The 15,572-nt window shown below is 75.3% G+C and carries 14 protein-coding genes; 9 read left to right on the forward strand and 5 right to left on the reverse strand.

Annotated features, from left to right (window positions below; translation table 11 throughout):
- Positions 1–84 precede the first annotated feature (84 nt).
- On the reverse strand, positions 85–696 hold the full coding sequence (locus ACFXOZ_RS39390) for a TetR/AcrR family transcriptional regulator (protein WP_380594820.1): 612 nt from the start codon (positions 694–696) through the stop codon (positions 85–87).
- Positions 697–832: 136 nt separating this feature from the next.
- Here ACFXOZ_RS39390 and ACFXOZ_RS39395 point away from each other — a divergent pair, with 136 nt between their 5' ends.
- The gene (locus ACFXOZ_RS39395; RefSeq protein ID WP_375896709.1) at positions 833–1,384 is read left to right on the forward strand and encodes a GNAT family N-acetyltransferase; all 552 of its coding nucleotides are present in this window, start codon (positions 833–835) and stop codon (positions 1,382–1,384) included.
- 143 nt (positions 1,385–1,527) lie between these two features.
- On the opposite strand, the gene ACFXOZ_RS39400 is transcribed toward ACFXOZ_RS39395, so the two are convergent.
- Positions 1,528–3,069: an MFS transporter gene (locus ACFXOZ_RS39400; protein ID WP_380594834.1), complete on the reverse strand. Its 1,542-nt coding sequence runs from the start codon at positions 3,067–3,069 to the stop codon at positions 1,528–1,530.
- Between the two features lie 235 nt (positions 3,070–3,304).
- Between ACFXOZ_RS39400 and ACFXOZ_RS39405 the strand changes: the two genes are divergently transcribed.
- The 3 genes from ACFXOZ_RS39405 to ACFXOZ_RS39415 all read left to right on the forward strand — a co-directional run bounded on the left by ACFXOZ_RS39405 (position 3,305) and on the right by ACFXOZ_RS39415 (position 5,577).
- The gene (locus tag ACFXOZ_RS39405) at positions 3,305–4,015 is read left to right on the forward strand and encodes a TetR family transcriptional regulator (protein WP_380530019.1); all 711 of its coding nucleotides are present in this window, start codon (positions 3,305–3,307) and stop codon (positions 4,013–4,015) included.
- A gap of 37 nt (positions 4,016–4,052) precedes the next feature.
- On the forward strand, positions 4,053–4,862 hold the full coding sequence (locus ACFXOZ_RS39410; RefSeq protein ID WP_380530017.1) for an enoyl-CoA hydratase/isomerase family protein: 810 nt from the start codon (positions 4,053–4,055) through the stop codon (positions 4,860–4,862).
- A 112-nt stretch (positions 4,863–4,974) separates the two neighbouring features.
- On the forward strand, positions 4,975–5,577 hold the full coding sequence (locus ACFXOZ_RS39415; protein ID WP_375896703.1) for a hypothetical protein: 603 nt from the start codon (positions 4,975–4,977) through the stop codon (positions 5,575–5,577).
- 67 nt (positions 5,578–5,644) lie between these two features.
- Here the strand turns inward: ACFXOZ_RS39415 and ACFXOZ_RS39420 are convergent, their stop codons facing one another.
- Entirely contained in the window at positions 5,645–6,871 is a 1,227-nt protein-coding gene (locus tag ACFXOZ_RS39420) for an acyl-CoA dehydrogenase family protein (protein ID WP_380404327.1), read from the reverse strand.
- A gap of 181 nt (positions 6,872–7,052) precedes the next feature.
- Here ACFXOZ_RS39420 and ACFXOZ_RS39425 point away from each other — a divergent pair, with 181 nt between their 5' ends.
- Together ACFXOZ_RS39425 and ACFXOZ_RS39430 are read left to right on the forward strand one after the other, a co-directional pair.
- Positions 7,053–7,694 carry a TetR family transcriptional regulator gene (locus tag ACFXOZ_RS39425; RefSeq protein ID WP_380530015.1) on the forward strand — a complete coding sequence of 214 codons (642 nt, stop codon included), beginning with the start codon at positions 7,053–7,055 and terminating at the stop codon, positions 7,692–7,694.
- 140 nt (positions 7,695–7,834) lie between these two features.
- Positions 7,835–9,307 (forward strand): glycoside hydrolase family 5 protein, encoded by a 1,473-nt coding sequence (locus ACFXOZ_RS39430; protein ID WP_380594822.1) that lies wholly within the window; start codon positions 7,835–7,837, stop codon positions 9,305–9,307.
- A gap of 68 nt (positions 9,308–9,375) precedes the next feature.
- Here the strand turns inward: ACFXOZ_RS39430 and ACFXOZ_RS39435 are convergent, their stop codons facing one another.
- Positions 9,376–11,400 (reverse strand): M3 family metallopeptidase, encoded by a 2,025-nt coding sequence (locus ACFXOZ_RS39435; protein WP_380594824.1) that lies wholly within the window; start codon positions 11,398–11,400, stop codon positions 9,376–9,378.
- A gap of 188 nt (positions 11,401–11,588) precedes the next feature.
- Here ACFXOZ_RS39435 and ACFXOZ_RS39440 point away from each other — a divergent pair, with 188 nt between their 5' ends.
- Complete coding sequence (locus ACFXOZ_RS39440; protein ID WP_380594826.1) at positions 11,589–13,301, forward strand: bifunctional 3'-5' exonuclease/DNA polymerase; 1,713 nt, start codon at positions 11,589–11,591, stop codon at positions 13,299–13,301.
- A gap of 6 nt (positions 13,302–13,307) precedes the next feature.
- Here the strand turns inward: ACFXOZ_RS39440 and dhaM are convergent, their stop codons facing one another.
- Positions 13,308–13,700 (reverse strand): dihydroxyacetone kinase phosphoryl donor subunit DhaM, encoded by a 393-nt coding sequence (gene dhaM, locus ACFXOZ_RS39445; protein ID WP_380594828.1) that lies wholly within the window; start codon positions 13,698–13,700, stop codon positions 13,308–13,310.
- A gap of 147 nt (positions 13,701–13,847) precedes the next feature.
- Between dhaM and dhaK the strand changes: the two genes are divergently transcribed.
- Both dhaK and dhaL read left to right on the forward strand, forming a co-directional pair.
- Positions 13,848–14,843, forward strand: a complete 996-nt coding sequence (dhaK, locus tag ACFXOZ_RS39450; protein WP_380594830.1) for a dihydroxyacetone kinase subunit DhaK — start codon at positions 13,848–13,850, stop codon at positions 14,841–14,843.
- An 11-nt stretch (positions 14,844–14,854) separates the two neighbouring features.
- A complete protein-coding gene (gene dhaL, locus ACFXOZ_RS39455) occupies positions 14,855–15,481 on the forward strand; it encodes a dihydroxyacetone kinase subunit DhaL (protein WP_380594832.1) in 627 nt (208 codons plus the stop codon).
- The last annotated feature ends 91 nt before the right edge of the window (positions 15,482–15,572 follow it).

Here is a 15,572-nt window from a genome sequence, read left to right on the forward strand (position 1 = left end):
GTCCAGTACGAGGTCGACTCGGGCGCACGCCCAGCCGGGCGCCCAACGCCGCGCGCTGATCTGCCAAGATCCGCCGGACAGGCCCTAACCGACCAGCCCCGTCAGATAGGCGTCGAGCAGCGCGATCTGCCGCTGCGCCGGGAACTCCGCCGGGGCGAACAGCGACTGCACCACCAGCCCCAGCACGAAGGCCTGCGCGCCCGCCGCGAGCCCGGCGGGATCGGCGCCGGCCGGGAGCTCGCCGAGCCGCTGGGCGTCCACCACGTGCCCCGTGAGCGCCACCCGCGACCGGGCGTAGCGCCCCGCGTGCGCGGCCGCCAGTTCCGGGTCCGCCAGGGCGACGTCCCAGGAGCTGACCCAGATCCGGTTGCCGGACTCGGTGGCCTCGTCCAGCGGCAGCACGTCGAGCAGTGCGGCCCGCAGGCGGGCCAGCCCTTCGGGCGGCGGCGGGGTGCCGTCGGCGGGCGCCAGCCGGCGGGGCCGGGCGGCGGAGCGGCGGTCGAGCTCCTCCAGGGCGTGGCTCAGCAGTGCCCGCTTGTTCGGGAAGTAGTGCGTCAACAGCCCGGTGGAGGCACCCAGTTCCGCCGCCACCGCGCGCAGCGTCAGCCCCTCGAAGCCCTTGGCGGAGAGCACCCGCCACACCCCCTCGGAGACTTCCGAACGGCGGGCGTCATGGTCTCCACGGGCTGGCGTCATGGGGGCTATCGTACATACCAAACGTTTGTTATGAATGATCCGAACGGCCCACCCCACTCCCTTCTCCACTCGCGCCCCACCCCCTCCCCCACTCCCGCCGCGCGCACCCCGTCGCACCACCCCGAGAGGCCCGCCCGTGTATTCCGTCCCGCTCGCCGAGAACGCCGAACTGCGCCCGCTGGAACCCTGGCAGGCCCCCGAGTTCCTGGCCCACATCGACCGCGCCCGCGCCCACACCGACCCGTGGATCCCGTGGGCCACCCGCACCACCGACCTGGACTCGGCCCGCGCCACCCTGCAGCGCTACGCCGACGGCCAGGCCGCCGACTCCAGCCGGATCTACGGCATCTGGCGCGACGGCACGCTGGTCGGCGGCGTGATGTTCGTGCACTTCGACACCCGGAGCGGCAACTGCGAGATCGGCGCCTGGACCGAGCCGGCCGGCGAGGGCGGCGGGCTGATCACCGCCGCCGTCCGCCGGCTGCTCGACTACGCCTTCACCACCCGCGGCCTGCACCGCGCCGAGTGGTGGTGCTCGGCCGCCAACGCCCGCAGCCGGGCGGTGGCCCAGCGGGTCGGGATGCAGCGGGAGGGCGTGCTGCGGGAGTGGTTCCTGCACAACGGCGTCCGCCACGACAAGGAGATCTGGGCGGTCCTGGCCTCGGAGCACACCGCCACCGGGGCCTGACGGCCCGCCGACCCCTCCTCGGCGTACTCCTCGGCGCCGGCACGGGAAAGCGGAGCGGGGCCCGGTGGACACCCCCGTGGGTCCACCGGACCCCGCTCCGCCGCCCTCCCCCGCCCGGCTCCGCCAGGCCCCGGCGGCCCCGCTCAGGCCGCCAGCACCGGCCCCTCGGCCGCCGCGGGAGTCTCCGCGGCCCCAGTGGCCCCAGCGGCCCCAGCGGCCCCAGCGGCCCCTGCGGCCTCCACCGCCGCCGGCTCCGCCGTGCGCAGCCGCAGCGCCAGCAGCAGCACCAGGACCATCACCCCGCCCGCCGACAGGAAGACCACGTCCACGGCGTCCGTGAAGCTCCGCAGCGCGTGCTCCCGGGCCGCGCCGGTCATCGTGCGCACCGCGGAGAGGGAGCGCCCGGGCTCGGCGGCCTCGAACACCCGGGTCAGCACCGTGCCGAAGAGCGCCGCGCCGAGCGCGTTGCCGAGGGTCTGGAAGAACCGGACGCCGGTGGTGGCGACGCCGAGCTGCTCGCGCGGGGCGGTGTCCTGCACCATGGTGATCAGCTGCCCGATCAGCTGCCCGAACCCGGCTCCCAGCAGGGCGAGTTCGGTGCCCACCGCCCACAGCGGGGTGTCCGGGCCGCTGAGCCCGAGCAGGGCCAGGGCGAGCACCGAGACGCCCGAGCCGACGATCAGGAAGGTGCGCGGCTGGTGGCCGCGGGCGATCAGCCGGGTGGCGAGCAGGCCGACGCCGGTCATCCCGGCGGCCATCGGCATCAGGTAGAGGCTGGCCGTGGTCGGGGCGATCCCCCGGGCGATCTGCAGGTAGATCATCACGTAGACGATCGCGCCCATCATGCCCATCCCGACCAGGCCCTGGACCGCGAAGCCGATCCGCACCACCGGGATCCGGAACAGGGAGAGCGGGAGCACCGGCTCGGCGGCGGTGGCCTGGCGCCACAGGAAGAGGCCGAGCGAGGCGAGGGTGGCGGCGGAGAGCCCGAGGATCACCGGGGACGTCCAGGCGTAGTCCTTGCCGCCCCACTCGGTGACCAGCAGCAGCCCGGTGGCGAAGGCGGCGGCCAGGGTGGCGCCGAGGAAGTCCAGGCCGCGCCGGCCGAGGTCGCGCGGCAGCTTGATCACCAGGGCGACGCCGACCAGCACGAGCAGGCCGAGCGGCACGTTGAAGTAGAAGATCCAGCGCCACCCGAGGTGGTCGGTGAACAGCGCCCCGACCAGCGGGCCGACCGCCATGCCGAGCCCGGCGACGATGCCGCCCATCGCGCCGCCCTTGCCGCCCTTGCGCTCCTGCGGGTCCTGGAGCTGGGCCATCACCACCATGGTCACGCTCATCAGCCCGCCGCCGCCGATGCCCTGGACGGCCCGGAAGGCGATCAGCTCGCTCATCGACTGCGCGGCGCCGCAGAGCACCGAGCCGAACAGGAAGGTGCCGACCGCGCCGAGCAGCACCCGCTTGGCGCCGTACACGTCGCAGAGCCTGCCGTAGAGCGGGAGCAGCGCGGTGGCCGCCAGCGAGAAGGCGCTGACCAGCCAGGGCAGCCGGTCGACGCCGTGGACCGGGTCGAGGTCGCGGACGATCGGCACGGTGGCCGCCGAGACGATGTTGGCGTCGAGAACGGCCAGCACGATCGTCACCAGGCAGAGCAGCATGCCGAGTTGGCGCTGGGCGGTGGTCATCAGGGTGGATCCGGCCCGGCCGGGTGCGGGCGGGGCAGCGGGTGTGTGCGGGGCAGCGGGTGCCATCGGGAAGTCCCCCCGGGGTGTGTGGAGTCGGCCCCGACCGGTGCGGTCCGGCGGGCTCGGCACCACCATGGCAGGAGTTTTGGACTGGGTCAATTCTTCATCCGGACCAATCTTTCATCCCGACACATCTTTCTGCTCGGTCTAGCTTTGATCCTGGTACAGTCTTCGCATGGCGACCCACCACGGCTTGGACCTCGGCCCCGACCGCGACCTCGACGCCCTCCCGCTGCGCGAGCGCAAGAAGATCCAGACCGGCGTCCGGATCTTCCGCGCGGCCATCGGCCTCTTCATCGAACGGGGCTTCGACCAGGTCTCGGTGGCCGAGATCGCGGCCGCCGCCGAGGTCTCCAAGATGACCGTGTTCAACTACTTCCCGACCAAGGAGGACCTGGTCCTCGGGCCGATGGAGCAGCACCTCGACGAGCCCGCCCGGGTGGTGCGCGACCGCGCCCCGGGCACCTCCGCGGTGACGGCGCTGCGCGAGCACTTCCTCGCCGCCCTGGAGCGCCGGGACCCGGCCACCGGCCTGAGCGACGACCCGGTGGTGCTGGACGTGATCCGGCTGATCCACGCCACCCCGGCGCTGGCCCTGCGCGCCACCGCGGCCTTCGACCGGCGCGCCCAGAGCCTGCTCGCCGACGAGCTGCGCGACCAGGACCCGGCCCACGACGAGCTGACCGCCCGGGTCGCCGCCGCCCAGCTGCTCGCCGTCCGGCTCACCCTGATCACCGGCAACCACCTGCGGATGCTGGCCGGCGAGCGCGCCGCGGACGCCCTGCCCGGCGCCCTCGACGAGGCCCGGCGCGCCTTCGCCACGGTCGAGCACGGCCTCGGCACGTACTGCGCCGGACCGGCCCGGGGGAGCGCGGACCCGGCCTGAGAGAGTGGGCGCACCACGACCGACGCCGGAGGTGCGCATGGACCAGCCGCTGCTCACGCGGGACCGCTCCGCCCTGCCCGCCCGGGCCGAGGGCCTGAACGCGTACGTCGGCGAGGACGGCGTCGCCGTCCTGGAGTTCGCCCGCCCGCACCGCCGCAACGCGGTGACCCTGGCGATCTGGCGGGCGCTGCCCGAGGTGCTGGACCGGCTCGCCGAGCGGCCGGGCGTCCGGGCCCTGCTGCTGACCGGCGCCGGGAACACCTTCAGCGCCGGCGCGGACATCACCGAACTCGCCGAGGTGTACGGCGATCCGCGGCGCGCGGACGCCTACCACGCGGTCAACGTGGCCGCCGAGGAGGCGCTCGCGGCCTTCCCGCACCCGACCCTCGCCGTGGTGCACGGCGCCTGCGTGGGCGGCGGCTGCCAACTGGCCGTCGCCTGCGACCTGCGCTTCGTCGCCGAGGACGCCCGGCTGGGGATCACCCCGGCCAAGCTCGGCGTGGTCTACCCGGCGGTGCCGACCCTGCGGCTGGCCCGGCTGGTGGGGCCGGCCCGGGCCAAGTACCTGCTGTTCTCCGGCGAGTTGGTGCGCGGCCGGGACGCACTGCCGCTGGGCCTCGCCGAACGGGTCCTGCCGGACGCCGAACTGGACGCCGCGGCACTGGAGTTCGCCCGGCTGCTGACCACCCGCTCGACCCAGACGATCGGCGCGGTGAAGGCCGCGCTGGCCGTCCCGGCGGAGCGGGCGGCCGAGGCGCTGGAGCCCTGGGAGCGGCGCTCGCGGAAGGCCCCGGACGTGCACGAGGGGCTGGCCGCGTTCCTGGCGGGCCGCCCGGCGCGGTTCTGAGCAACGGCCCCGCGGGCCCTCCGGACGGACGGCGGCACCGCCGGCTCACGTACGATCGTGCGACCGGCGCCGAGCCGCCGACCGCCCTTCCCCACCCGGAGCACGCACCCCGATGACCACCGAGGCCACGGCCGCCCCCACCAGCCGGACGACCTGGGCCCGCCGGGTCACCGACGGCGTCGAGCCGAAGAACGTGATCATCGCGGTCTGCCTGCTGATCGGCGGCCTGCGCTACGGCTGGTCCGGCCTCGGCTGGGCCGCCTTCGCCGCACTGTTCGCGGCCGTCATCCCGACCCTGTTCATCCAGCGCGGCATCCGCAAGGGCACCCTGGAGGACCGCCACGTCGGCCACCGGCAGCGCCGGCTGACCGTCATCCCGTTCATCATGGGCTCGGTCGCCGTCAGCTTCGCGGTGATGATCCTGGCGCACGCCCCGCGCGACCTCACCGCGATGGTGGCGGCGATGTTCGCCTCGCTGGTGCCGATCCTGGTGATCACCGTCTGGTGGAAGGTCTCCGTGCACACCGCCGTGGCGGCCGGCGCGGTGGCCTGCCTCGGCATCGCGCTCGGCCCGCTGTGGCTGCTGCTCTACCCGCTGGTCGCGGTGATCGGCTGGTCCCGGGTGGTGCTGCGGGACCACACCACCGCACAGACGATCGTCGGCGCGGTGGTCGGCTCCCTCGCCGCCGGGCTGACCTTCTGGCTGGCCCGGTAGTCCCGACCCGGCAGCCCGACCCGGCAGTCCGACCCGGCCCCGGCCCCGGCCGGCGGATCGGCCCGGGCTAGCGGATCGGCATCCCCGAGACCGCCCGGGCGATCACCAGCCGCTGGATCTCGCTGGTCCCCTCGAAGATCGAGTAGATCGCGCTGTCCCGGTGCATCCGCTCCACCGGGTACTCCCGGGTGAAGCCGTTGCCGCCGAGGATCTGCATCGCCTGCGCGGTGACGAACTTGGCCGTCTCGCCCGCGTAGAGCTTGGACATCGAGCCCTCGGCGGCGGTGAACGGCTGGTTGTTGGCGGCCATCCAGGACGCCCGCCAGACCAGCAGCCGGGCCGCGTCGATCCGGGTCCGCATGTCGGCGAGCTGGAAGGCCACGCCCTGGTTGTCGATGATCGGGCGGCCGAACTGCTCCCGGGTCTTCGCGTAGTCCAGCGCGACCTCGTACGCGGCCCGGGCGATGCCGATCGCCTGCGCCCCGACGGCCGGGCGGGACGCCTCGAAGGTGGCCATCGCCGCGTTGCCCCGGCCGCCCGTCCGCTTGACGCCCTCCCGGGCCCGGGCCAGCCGCTCGTCCAGCTTCTCCTTGCCGCCGAGCAGGCAGCTGCCGGGCACCCGGACGCCGTCCAGCACCACCTCGGCGGTGTGCGAGGCGCGGATGCCGTGCTTCTTGAACTTCTGGCCCTGGCTCAGCCCGGGGGTGCCCGGCGGGACGACGAAGGAGGCCTGCCCCTTGGCGCCGAGCCCGGGGTCGACGGTGGCGACCACCACGTGCACGGCGGCGATCCCGCCGTTGGTGGCCCAGGTCTTGGTGCCGTTGAGCACCCACTCGTCCTTGGCCTCGTCGTACACGGCCCGGGTGCGCAGCGCGGAGACGTCCGAGCCGGCGTCCGGCTCGGAGGAGCAGAAGGCGGCCACCTTGACGTCGTCGGGGGTGCCGAACATCTGCGGGGTCCAGGTGCCGATCTGCTCGTCGGTGCCGTTGGCGAGCACCGCGACGGCGGCCAGCGTGGTGCCGACGATGGCCAGCCCGATGCCCGCGTCGCCCCAGAACAGCTCCTCCATGGCGATCGGGATGCCGACGCCGGAGGGGTCGAAGTACTGCTGGGCGTAGAAGTCCAGCGAGTAGATGCCCAGCTTGGCGGCCTCCTGGATGACCGGCCAGGGGGTCTCCTCGCGCTCGTCCCACTCGGCCGCGGCGGGGCGGATCACGTCGGCGGCGAAGCCGTGCAGCCAGTCGCGTACGGCGAGCTGGTCCGCGCCCGGGTCCAGCGAGAACGTGCTGCTCATGAGGGAGCCTCCGCAGAAGGGGTGACGACGCAGGGATGGCGGTGCAGGAGTCACGACGCGGGGATCACGGCCGCCGGGTGCGACCCACCGGGGTGTTACCCCGGGTAACATCGTCGGAGTCTGCTACTGATTGGTAACCGGTGTCAACGCCCAGGCCACCCAGAATCCCGAGGAGCAGCGCATGTCCCGAGAGCCCCGCCGCGAGCAGCTGCTCAACGCCGCCGACCGGGTCATCCAGCGCGAGGGGCCGAGCGCCAGCATGAACGCCATCGCCGCCGAGGCAGGCATCACCAAGCCGATCCTCTACCGCCACTTCGGCGACCGGACCGGCCTGATCAGGGCCCTGACCGAGCGCCACACCGGCGGCCTGCTGGCCGCCGTCCGGGCTGCCCTGGCCGAGCCGCTGGAACGCCGCGACCGGGTCGAACACGTCCTGGACACCTACCTCGCCGGGATCGAGGCCCGCCCCCAGGTCTACCGGCTGCTCACCCACCCCGAGCCCGGCGACCCCAGCGGCGCGGGCAACGCCCTCGCCCCCGCGCTGCGGCAGATCGCCGAGGAGATCACCCGCGCCGTGCAGAACCAGGTCGACCTCGGCGCCGACCGCGACCTGCTCGCCGAGGCCTGGGGCCGGGGCATCACCGGCATGGTGCTGGCCGCCGGCGACTGGTGGCTGGAGACCAGACCCTGCTCGCGCACCCGCATGGTGCAGGCCCTGGCCGACCTGCTCTGGGGCCGGCTCGCCGCCGCCGCGGACCTGCCCACCGCCGTCCTGCCGCCCGCGGTCCTGCCGCCCGCCCCCGCCGAACCGAACGGCGACTGAACTCCCCCTCCGCGCACGGCCCTTGCCCCGCCCGGGCCGCACCGGGCCACCGCACCGGCCCCGTCCGCGCACGACCCTTGTGCCGGCCCGGGGAGCACGGGCATCATCGGGCCCCCACCCCCCGCCGTGCGAGGTCCCCGATGCGCCTGTGCCGCACCGCCGTCGCCCTGCTGCTCGCCGCCACCGCCACCCTCGGCGCCGCCGCCCCGGCCGCCGCCCACGGCGGCCCCCCGACCCGCCTCCCCAGCCACTTCCCCACCGGAACGGCCACCGGCCCGGACGGCCGCACCGCCCTCACCGACGACCGGGGCCGCCGCCTCCAGCTGCGCGGCGTCAACCTCGACAAGTACGCCGAGGCCACCCCGGCCGACCTCGACTCCGTCGCCGCCCAGGGCTTCACCCTGGTCCGGCTGCCGGTCTCCTGGACCAGGCTGGAGCCCGAACGCGGCCGCCTCGACCCCACCGAACTGCACCGGATCCAGGCACTCCTCGACCGGGCCGACCGCCTGGGCCTGCTCGTCCTGGTCGACTTCCACCAGGACGTCTACGGGCCGCGGTTCGGCGGCGGCACCAACGGCATCCCGTGCTGGGCCACCCGCGACGACGGCCTGCCCTTCACCCCCGACCCGAAGGACTGGTTCGCCGGCTACTTCCAGCCCGCCGTCCAGGCCGCCTTCCGCCACCTCTACGACGACCCCGACCTGCGCGCCTGGCAGGCCGACTTCTACACCCGGCTCGCCCGCGAACTGCGCGGCCACCGCTCCCTGTTGGGCTACGACCTGTTCAACGAGCCGTTCGGCCCGGTGGACGGCGACCCGACCGACCCGGCCGTGCTCGCCGCCGCCTCCGCCGCCCTGGAACAGGGCCGGCTCGCCGACATGTACCGCCGCCTGATCGCCGCCGTCCGCCGGGCGGACTCCCGCGCCTGGCTGTTCGTCGAACCGACCGTCCTGGTCGGCCAGGGCGTGCCCACCGCCCTCCCCGGCTTCACCGACCCCCGACCCGGCGCGCCCCGGCTCGGCTACGCCCCGCACTTCTACGACACCGCGGTGGAGAACGGCGCCGACTGGAACCCCGCCGACGGCTTCGTCGAGCAGTACGCCGCCGCGATCACCGGCTACCCGGCCGCCCACCACCTGCCCGTGCTGGTCGGCGAGTGGGGCCCGCCCGACTCCCGCACCCCCGGCAACACCCTGCTGGTCCGCCGCCAGGTCGCCGCGATGGACGGCTTCGCCGAGGGCTGGACGATGTGGTACTGGTGCCGGGGCACCGGCGGCTACTGCGCCCTCGACCCGGCCGGCCACCCGGCGCCCGGCGACGGCCCCGCCTTCGGCCCGTACCCGGCGGCCGTCCCCGGCACCGACGTCCGGACCGCCACCGGGGGCGACGCGGGCACCGCCACCGTCCGCTGGACGGCCGACGGCAGCGGCCGCACCGGCGAACTCGTCCTGCCGCCCGCCGCGTTCCCGCGCGGCGCCCGGGTCGCCGTCTCCCCCGCCGGCGCCCGGGTCGAGGTCGAGCAGCCCGCGGACGGCCGCGCGGGAACCGTACGGATCCGGCTCCCGCACGCCCGCCCGGGCACGCCCGTAACGGTCACCCTCACCCCGCGCTGACCGGCCCGGACCGCCGGCCGGCCCGTCCCGTCGACCAGCCCAGACCGCCGACTAGCCCAGACCACCGACTAGCCCAGTCCGCGGCGCTCCAGCAGCGGCGCGGTCTCCGGCGCCCGGCCGACCACCGCGCGGAAGGACTCCAGCGGGTCCCGGCCGAACCCGCGCGCCAGCAGCTCGCGCCGGAACAGCTCGCCGCTGTCCCGCACCGACCGCCCGTTGGTCTCGAACCACCGCACGGTGTCCGCGTCCAGCACCTCCGACCAGATGTACGCGTAGTACCCGGCGCTGTAGCCGCTGGAGAAGATGTGCTGGAAGTACGGCGTGCGGTAGCGCGGCGGGATCGCCGCCACCGCGAGACCGGCCTCCGCCAGCACCCGCGCCTCGAACTCCTCGGCGTCCTCGACCCGGTGGCCCTGCGGCAGGGTGTGCCAGGCCCAGTCCAGCAGCGTCGCCGCGAGGTACTCCACCGTCCGGAAGCCCTCCCCGAACCGTTCGGCCGCGGTCATCCGCTCGACCAGCTCGGCCGGCAGCGGCTCCCCGGTGGCGTGGTGGCGGGCGTAGTTGGCCAGCACCTCGGGCCGGACCATCCACATCTCGTTGACCTGCGAGGGGAACTCCACGAAGTCCCGCGGCACCGCGGTGCCCGCGAACAGCGGGTAGCGCACGTCCGAGAACAGCCCGTGCAGCGCGTGCCCGAACTCGTGGAACAGGGTGCGCACCTCGTCCCAGCTCAGCAGTGCCGGCTCGCCCGGCGCCGGGCGCGGGACGTTGAGGGTGTTCAGCACCACCGGCCGCCGCCCGGTCAGCCCGGACTGGCCCACCAGCTCGTCCATCCACGCGCCGCCGCGCTTGGACGCCCGCGCGTGGAAGTCCCCGATGAACAGGCCCAGCGCGGTGCCGTCCTCCTCGAACACCTCGAAGACCCGGGCGTCCGGGTGGTGCGCCGTCAGCTCCGGCCGCTCGGTGAAGGTGATCCCGTACGCGAGCCCCGCGGCGAAGAACACGCCGTCCACCAGGACCCGCTCCAGCTCGAAGTACGGGCGCAGCGCGGCGGTGTCCACCTGGTAGGAGGCCTGCCGCACCTTCTCCGAGTAGTACGCCCAGTCGTGCGCGGCGATCTCCTCGACGCCGTCCGCGGCCGCCACCGCGGCCAGTTCGGCGGCCTCCCGGCGGGCGTTCGCCACGGCCGGCTCCACCAGCCGGGCGAGCAGCCCGGACACCGCCTCGACCGTCCCGGCCGTCTCGTCCGCCACGACGTGGGCGGCGTGGTTCGGGAAGCCCAGCAGCGCGGCCCGCTCGGCGCGCAGCCCCGCCATCCGGATCGCCAGCGGCCCGTTCTCCGCGCCGGCCCGGGCGAGCGAGGCGGCCAGCAGCCGCTCGCGCACCGACCGGTCGGCCAGCTGGGCCAGCTCGGGCTGGGTGGAGGTGCTCTTCAGGCTGAGCACGTACCGGCCCTCGTGGCCGAGCACCCGGGCGTTCTCGGCGGCCCCGGCGATCGCCCCCTCGGACAGCCCGGCCAGCTCCTCGGCGGTGTCCACGACCAGCGCGGCGGCGCGGGTGGCGGCGTTCACGTTCTGCTGGAACGTCGTCCCCAGCGCGGCGAGTTCGGCGTTCAGCTCGCGCAGCCGGTCCTGCTCGGCCGAGCCCAGCCGGGCGCCGGAGCGGACGAACGCGGTGTACCAGCGCTCCAGCAGCCGCAGCGACTCCGGGTCCAGCCCCAGGGCGGCCCGGTTCCCGTGCAGCGCCTCGATCCGGGCGAACAGCCGCCGGTCCAGGTGGATCGCGTCGTGGTGGGCCGCGAGCAGCGGGCTGACCTTCGCCTCCACCTCCTCCAGCAGCTCGGTGGTGTCGGAGGAGGACTGGTTGCGGAACACCCGGTCCACCCGGTCCAGCAGCTCACCGGAGCGCTCCAGGGCCACCAGGGTGTTCTCGAAGGTCGGCTCGGACCGGTCGTCGGTGATCGCCGCGATCTCGGCCAGCTGCTCGGCCGTTCCGCGCTCGTACGCGGGCAGGTAGTGCTCCTCCCGGATCTCGGCGTAGGGAGGCAGTTCGTAGACCAGGGGGCTGGCCGCGAAGAACGGGTTCTCGGTCATTCCGCCGACCCTACGCGGTGTCACCCCGCGTGCCCATACGCCCCAGGTCATCGTTGTCAGACCCACCCGTTAACGTCGACCGCGCGGACTCCCGGTCCGCACACCCGCGCCCCACCCGTACACCAGCCCCGCACCCCCGGCCCGCCGCAGCACCGCCAGGACGCGCCCCAGGAGAGGAGACACCCGCCGTGGCCCCCAGAACGGCCCTCGTGCCCGATCAGCACGGCCCCGGCGGCCGCCTCCAGCCGCTCGACGACACCGGCCGGCCGCTCGGCCCGCCGGAGGCCGTCCGCGACCTCGCCGCGGCCGTCGCCGCCCTGGAGTCCGCCGACCGCCCGCGCTGGGTCTGGGCCGCCGCCGACTCCGGGTACGCCCCGCTGCTGCCCCGGCTGCCCGACCGGCTCGCCCGCTGCCACGACCTCCGGCTGGTCGAGGCGCTGCTGCTGGCCCACGAGGGCCGCTTCGGCGCGCCCCGCTCGCTCGGCGCCGCCTGGTCCCGGCTGCACGGCCTGCCCGTCCCGGACGACCTGCCCGAACCCGGCCTGTCCGACGCGGACGACGGCCAGGACACCCTGTTCGCCCCCGACCGGCTGCAACTGCCGCCCGGCGCCGACCCACTGGCCGCCGTGGTGGCCGTGCACGCCGAGCAGCAGCGGCGGATCGCCGCCGTCACCGACCCGGCCGCCCGGCAGCGCTTCCGGCTGCTGGTCGCCGCCGAGTCCGCCGGCGCCCTGGTGGCCGCCGAGATCGCCCACGACGGCCTGCCCTGGCGCTCCGACGTCCACGACCGGCTGCTCACCGACCTGCTCGGCCCCCGCCCCGCCGTCCCCGGCACCCAGCCCCGGGTGCTCGCCGACCTCGCCGTCGAACTCCAACAGGCCCTCGGCGCCAAACCGTTCAACCCCGACTCGCACACCCAGGTGCTGCGCGCCTTCGCCGAGGCCGGCATCCAGTTGACCTCCACCCGCTCCTGGGAGCTCAAGCGCATCGACCACCCCGCCGCCCAACTCCTCATCCGCTACAAGGAACTGGCCCGGATCCACGTCGCCCACGGCTGGGCCTGGCAGGACGCCTGGGCCCGCGGCGGCCGCTTCCGGCCCGAGTACGTGGTCGGCGGCGTGGTCTCCGGCCGCTGGGCCAGCCGCGGCGGCGGCGCCCTGCAGATCCCGCGCATCCTGCGCCGCGCCGTGGTCGCCGACCCGGGCTGGCTGCTGGTGGTCGCCGACGCCGCCCAGCTGGAGCCGCGGGTGCTCGCCGCACTCTCCCAGGACGCCGGGCTGGCCCGCACCGCGGCCGACGGCGACCTCTACGAGTCGCTCGCCGCCCAGGCCTTCCAGGGCGACCGCGACAAGGCCAAGCTCGGCCTGCTCGGCGCCATGTACGGGCAGACCAGCGGCGACATCGGCCCGCTGCTGAACACCCTGCGCCGGCGCTACCCGGCCGCGATGGGCTACGTCGAGGCGGCGGCCCGCACCGGTGAGGACGGCGGCGTGGTCACCTCCCGGCTCGGCCGGGTCTGCCCGCCGGCCTCCGCCGCCTTCCTCGACCTCACCGAGGCCGACGCCGGCGGCGAGACCGGCGGCCGCACCGCCCGCGCCCGCGGCCGGTTCACCCGCAACTTCGTCATCCAGGCCAGCGCCGCCGACTGGACGCTCGCCCTGCTGGCGGCGCTGCGCCGGCGACTGGGCGAACTGCCCGTGCCCGGCCCGGCGGACCGCCCGCACCTGGTGTTCTTCCAACACGACGAGGTGATCGTGCACACCCCGGCCAACCTGGCCGAGCAGGTGGCCGCCGCCGTCGCCGAGTCCGCCGACGAGGCCCGCCGGCTGGTCTTCGGCGACACCCCGGTGCGCTTCCCGCTCAGCACCGCGGTGGTGGACTGCTACGCCGACGCCAAGTGAGCGCCGCTACACCTTGCGGAAGGAACGCGCCTCCTCCGCGGCTGCGACCACCTCGGCCAGCCCCGCCCCGGTCGAGGCGGTGACGACCGCGGCCACCGCGCCCTCCACGAACGGCGCGTCCACCAGCCGCACCCCCGGCCGCGGCTCGTCCTCCAGCACGGTCACCGCGGTCAGCACCGAACTGCCGAGGTCCGGCAGCACCACCACCCCGGCCCCGCCGTCCGCCTCCACGACCGCCCCGGCGATCAGCTCGTAGCTGGTGCCGATCCCGCCGTCCTCCGTCCCGGCCGCGACCACCACCCGCACCCCGTCCGGGGCGAGCTCACCGAGCAACTCGCGCAGCCCCTCGGCCAACTTGGCACTGTGCGACACCAGAACGATTCCCACCCGTCCACTCATGCGCCCGACCCTAGGCCCCGCCCCACCGCACCGGAAGGGTGAGCGGAACCGCGCGTGTCGCACCCCGTGCCCGCACCCCCCATCCGGCGTAGCGTCGGCCCCAGGCTGTTGCGTCCACACCGCGGTCACCCAAGGGAGCGAAGAACGTTGAAGAAACTGATCAACACCCCGGAGAGCGTCCTGGAGGACGCCCTGGCCGGAGTCGCCGCCGCCCACCCCGAGCTGGCGGTGGACGTCCCCAACCGGGTGATCACCCGGGCCGCCCGCCCGGCCGGCCCCAAGGTCGCGCTGATCTCCGGCGGCGGCTCCGGCCACGAGCCGCTGCACGGCGGCTTCGTCGGCCCCGGCATGCTCGACGCCGCCTGCCCCGGCGAGGTGTTCACCTCCCCCGTCCCGGACCAGATGCTGGCCGCCGCCAAGGCCGTGGAGAACGGCTGCGGCGTCGTCTTCGTCGTCAAGAACTACACCGGCGACGTGATGAACTTCGAGCTCGCCGCCGAACTCGCCGCCGAGGAGGGCCTGGAGGTCCGCACCGTCCTGGTCGACGACGACGTCGCGGTCGAGGACTCCACCTGGACGGCCGGCCGCCGCGGCACCGGCGCGACCGTCCTGGTCGAGAAGACCACGGGCGCCCTCGCCGAACGCGGCGCCCCGCTCGACGAGGTCGCCGCCCTCGGCGAGCGCGTCAACGCCGCCTCCCGCTCCTTCGCGATCGCGCTCACCGCCGCCACCGTCCCGACCGCCGGCAAGCCCGGCTTCGACCTGCCCGAGGACGAGATCGAGGTCGGCGTCGGCATCCACGGCGAGCCCGGCCGCCGCCGTGAGAAGCTCCGCCCCGCCCGCGAACTGGCCGCCGAGGTGGTCGAGACCATCCTCGCCGACCACCACCTGACCCCGGGCGACGAGGTGATCGCCCTGCTCAACGGCCTGGGCGCGACCCCGCTCCTGGAGCTGTACGTGGTCTACGGCGAGGTGGCCGCCCGGCTCGCCGACCGCGGCATCACGGTGGCCCGCAGCCTGGTCGGCAACTACGTCACCAGCCTCGACATGGCGGGCTTCTCCCTCACCCTCACCAAGGCCGACGCCCAGCTGCTGGACCTCTGGGACGCCCCGGTCGACACCCCCGCCCTCAAGCGCGCCTGAACGGAGCCGGCATGGACTTCGACACCCCCCTCGCCGAGGCCTGGATCCGCGCGATCGCGACGGCCGTCGAACAGCAGCAGACCCTCCTCACCGACCTCGACTCGGCGATCGGCGACGGCGACCACGGCAGCAACCTCCGCCGCGGCTTCGCCGCCGCCCTCGCCGCCCTGGACGACCTCCGGCCGGACGGCCCCGGCGCCGTCCTCACCAAGACCGGCACCACCCTGATCTCCAAGGTCGGCGGCGCCTCCGGCCCCCTCTACGGCAAGGCCTTCCGCGCCATCGGCGCCGCCCTCCCCGGCCCCGCCGACCCGGCCACCCTCGCCGAGGCCCTGGCCGCCGGCCTGGACGCCATCCGCGCCCTCGGCAAGGCCGACCCCGGCGACAAGACCATCGTCGACGCCTGGACCCCCGCCGTCGCCGCCCTCCGCACCGCAGCCGCCACCGGCGCCGACCTCCCCGAAGCCACCGCAGCCGCCGCCGAAGCCGCCGAACAGGGCGCCCGCGCCACCACCCCCCTCCGCGCCCGCAAGGGCCGCGCCTCCTACCTCGGCGACCGCAGCACCGGCCACCAGGACCCCGGCGCCACCTCCACCGCCCTCCTCTTCCGCACCCTCGCCCAAACCACCGCCCCCTGACACCCCACCCCCCCCCCCCGGGGCGCGGGGGGGCCACCCCCCCCCCCCCCCCCCCAACCCCCCCCCCCCCCCCCCCCCCCCCCCACCCCCC

The organism is Kitasatospora sp. NPDC059160 (assembly GCF_042755465.1).
Lineage (GTDB): Bacteria > Actinomycetota > Actinomycetes > Streptomycetales > Streptomycetaceae > Kitasatospora.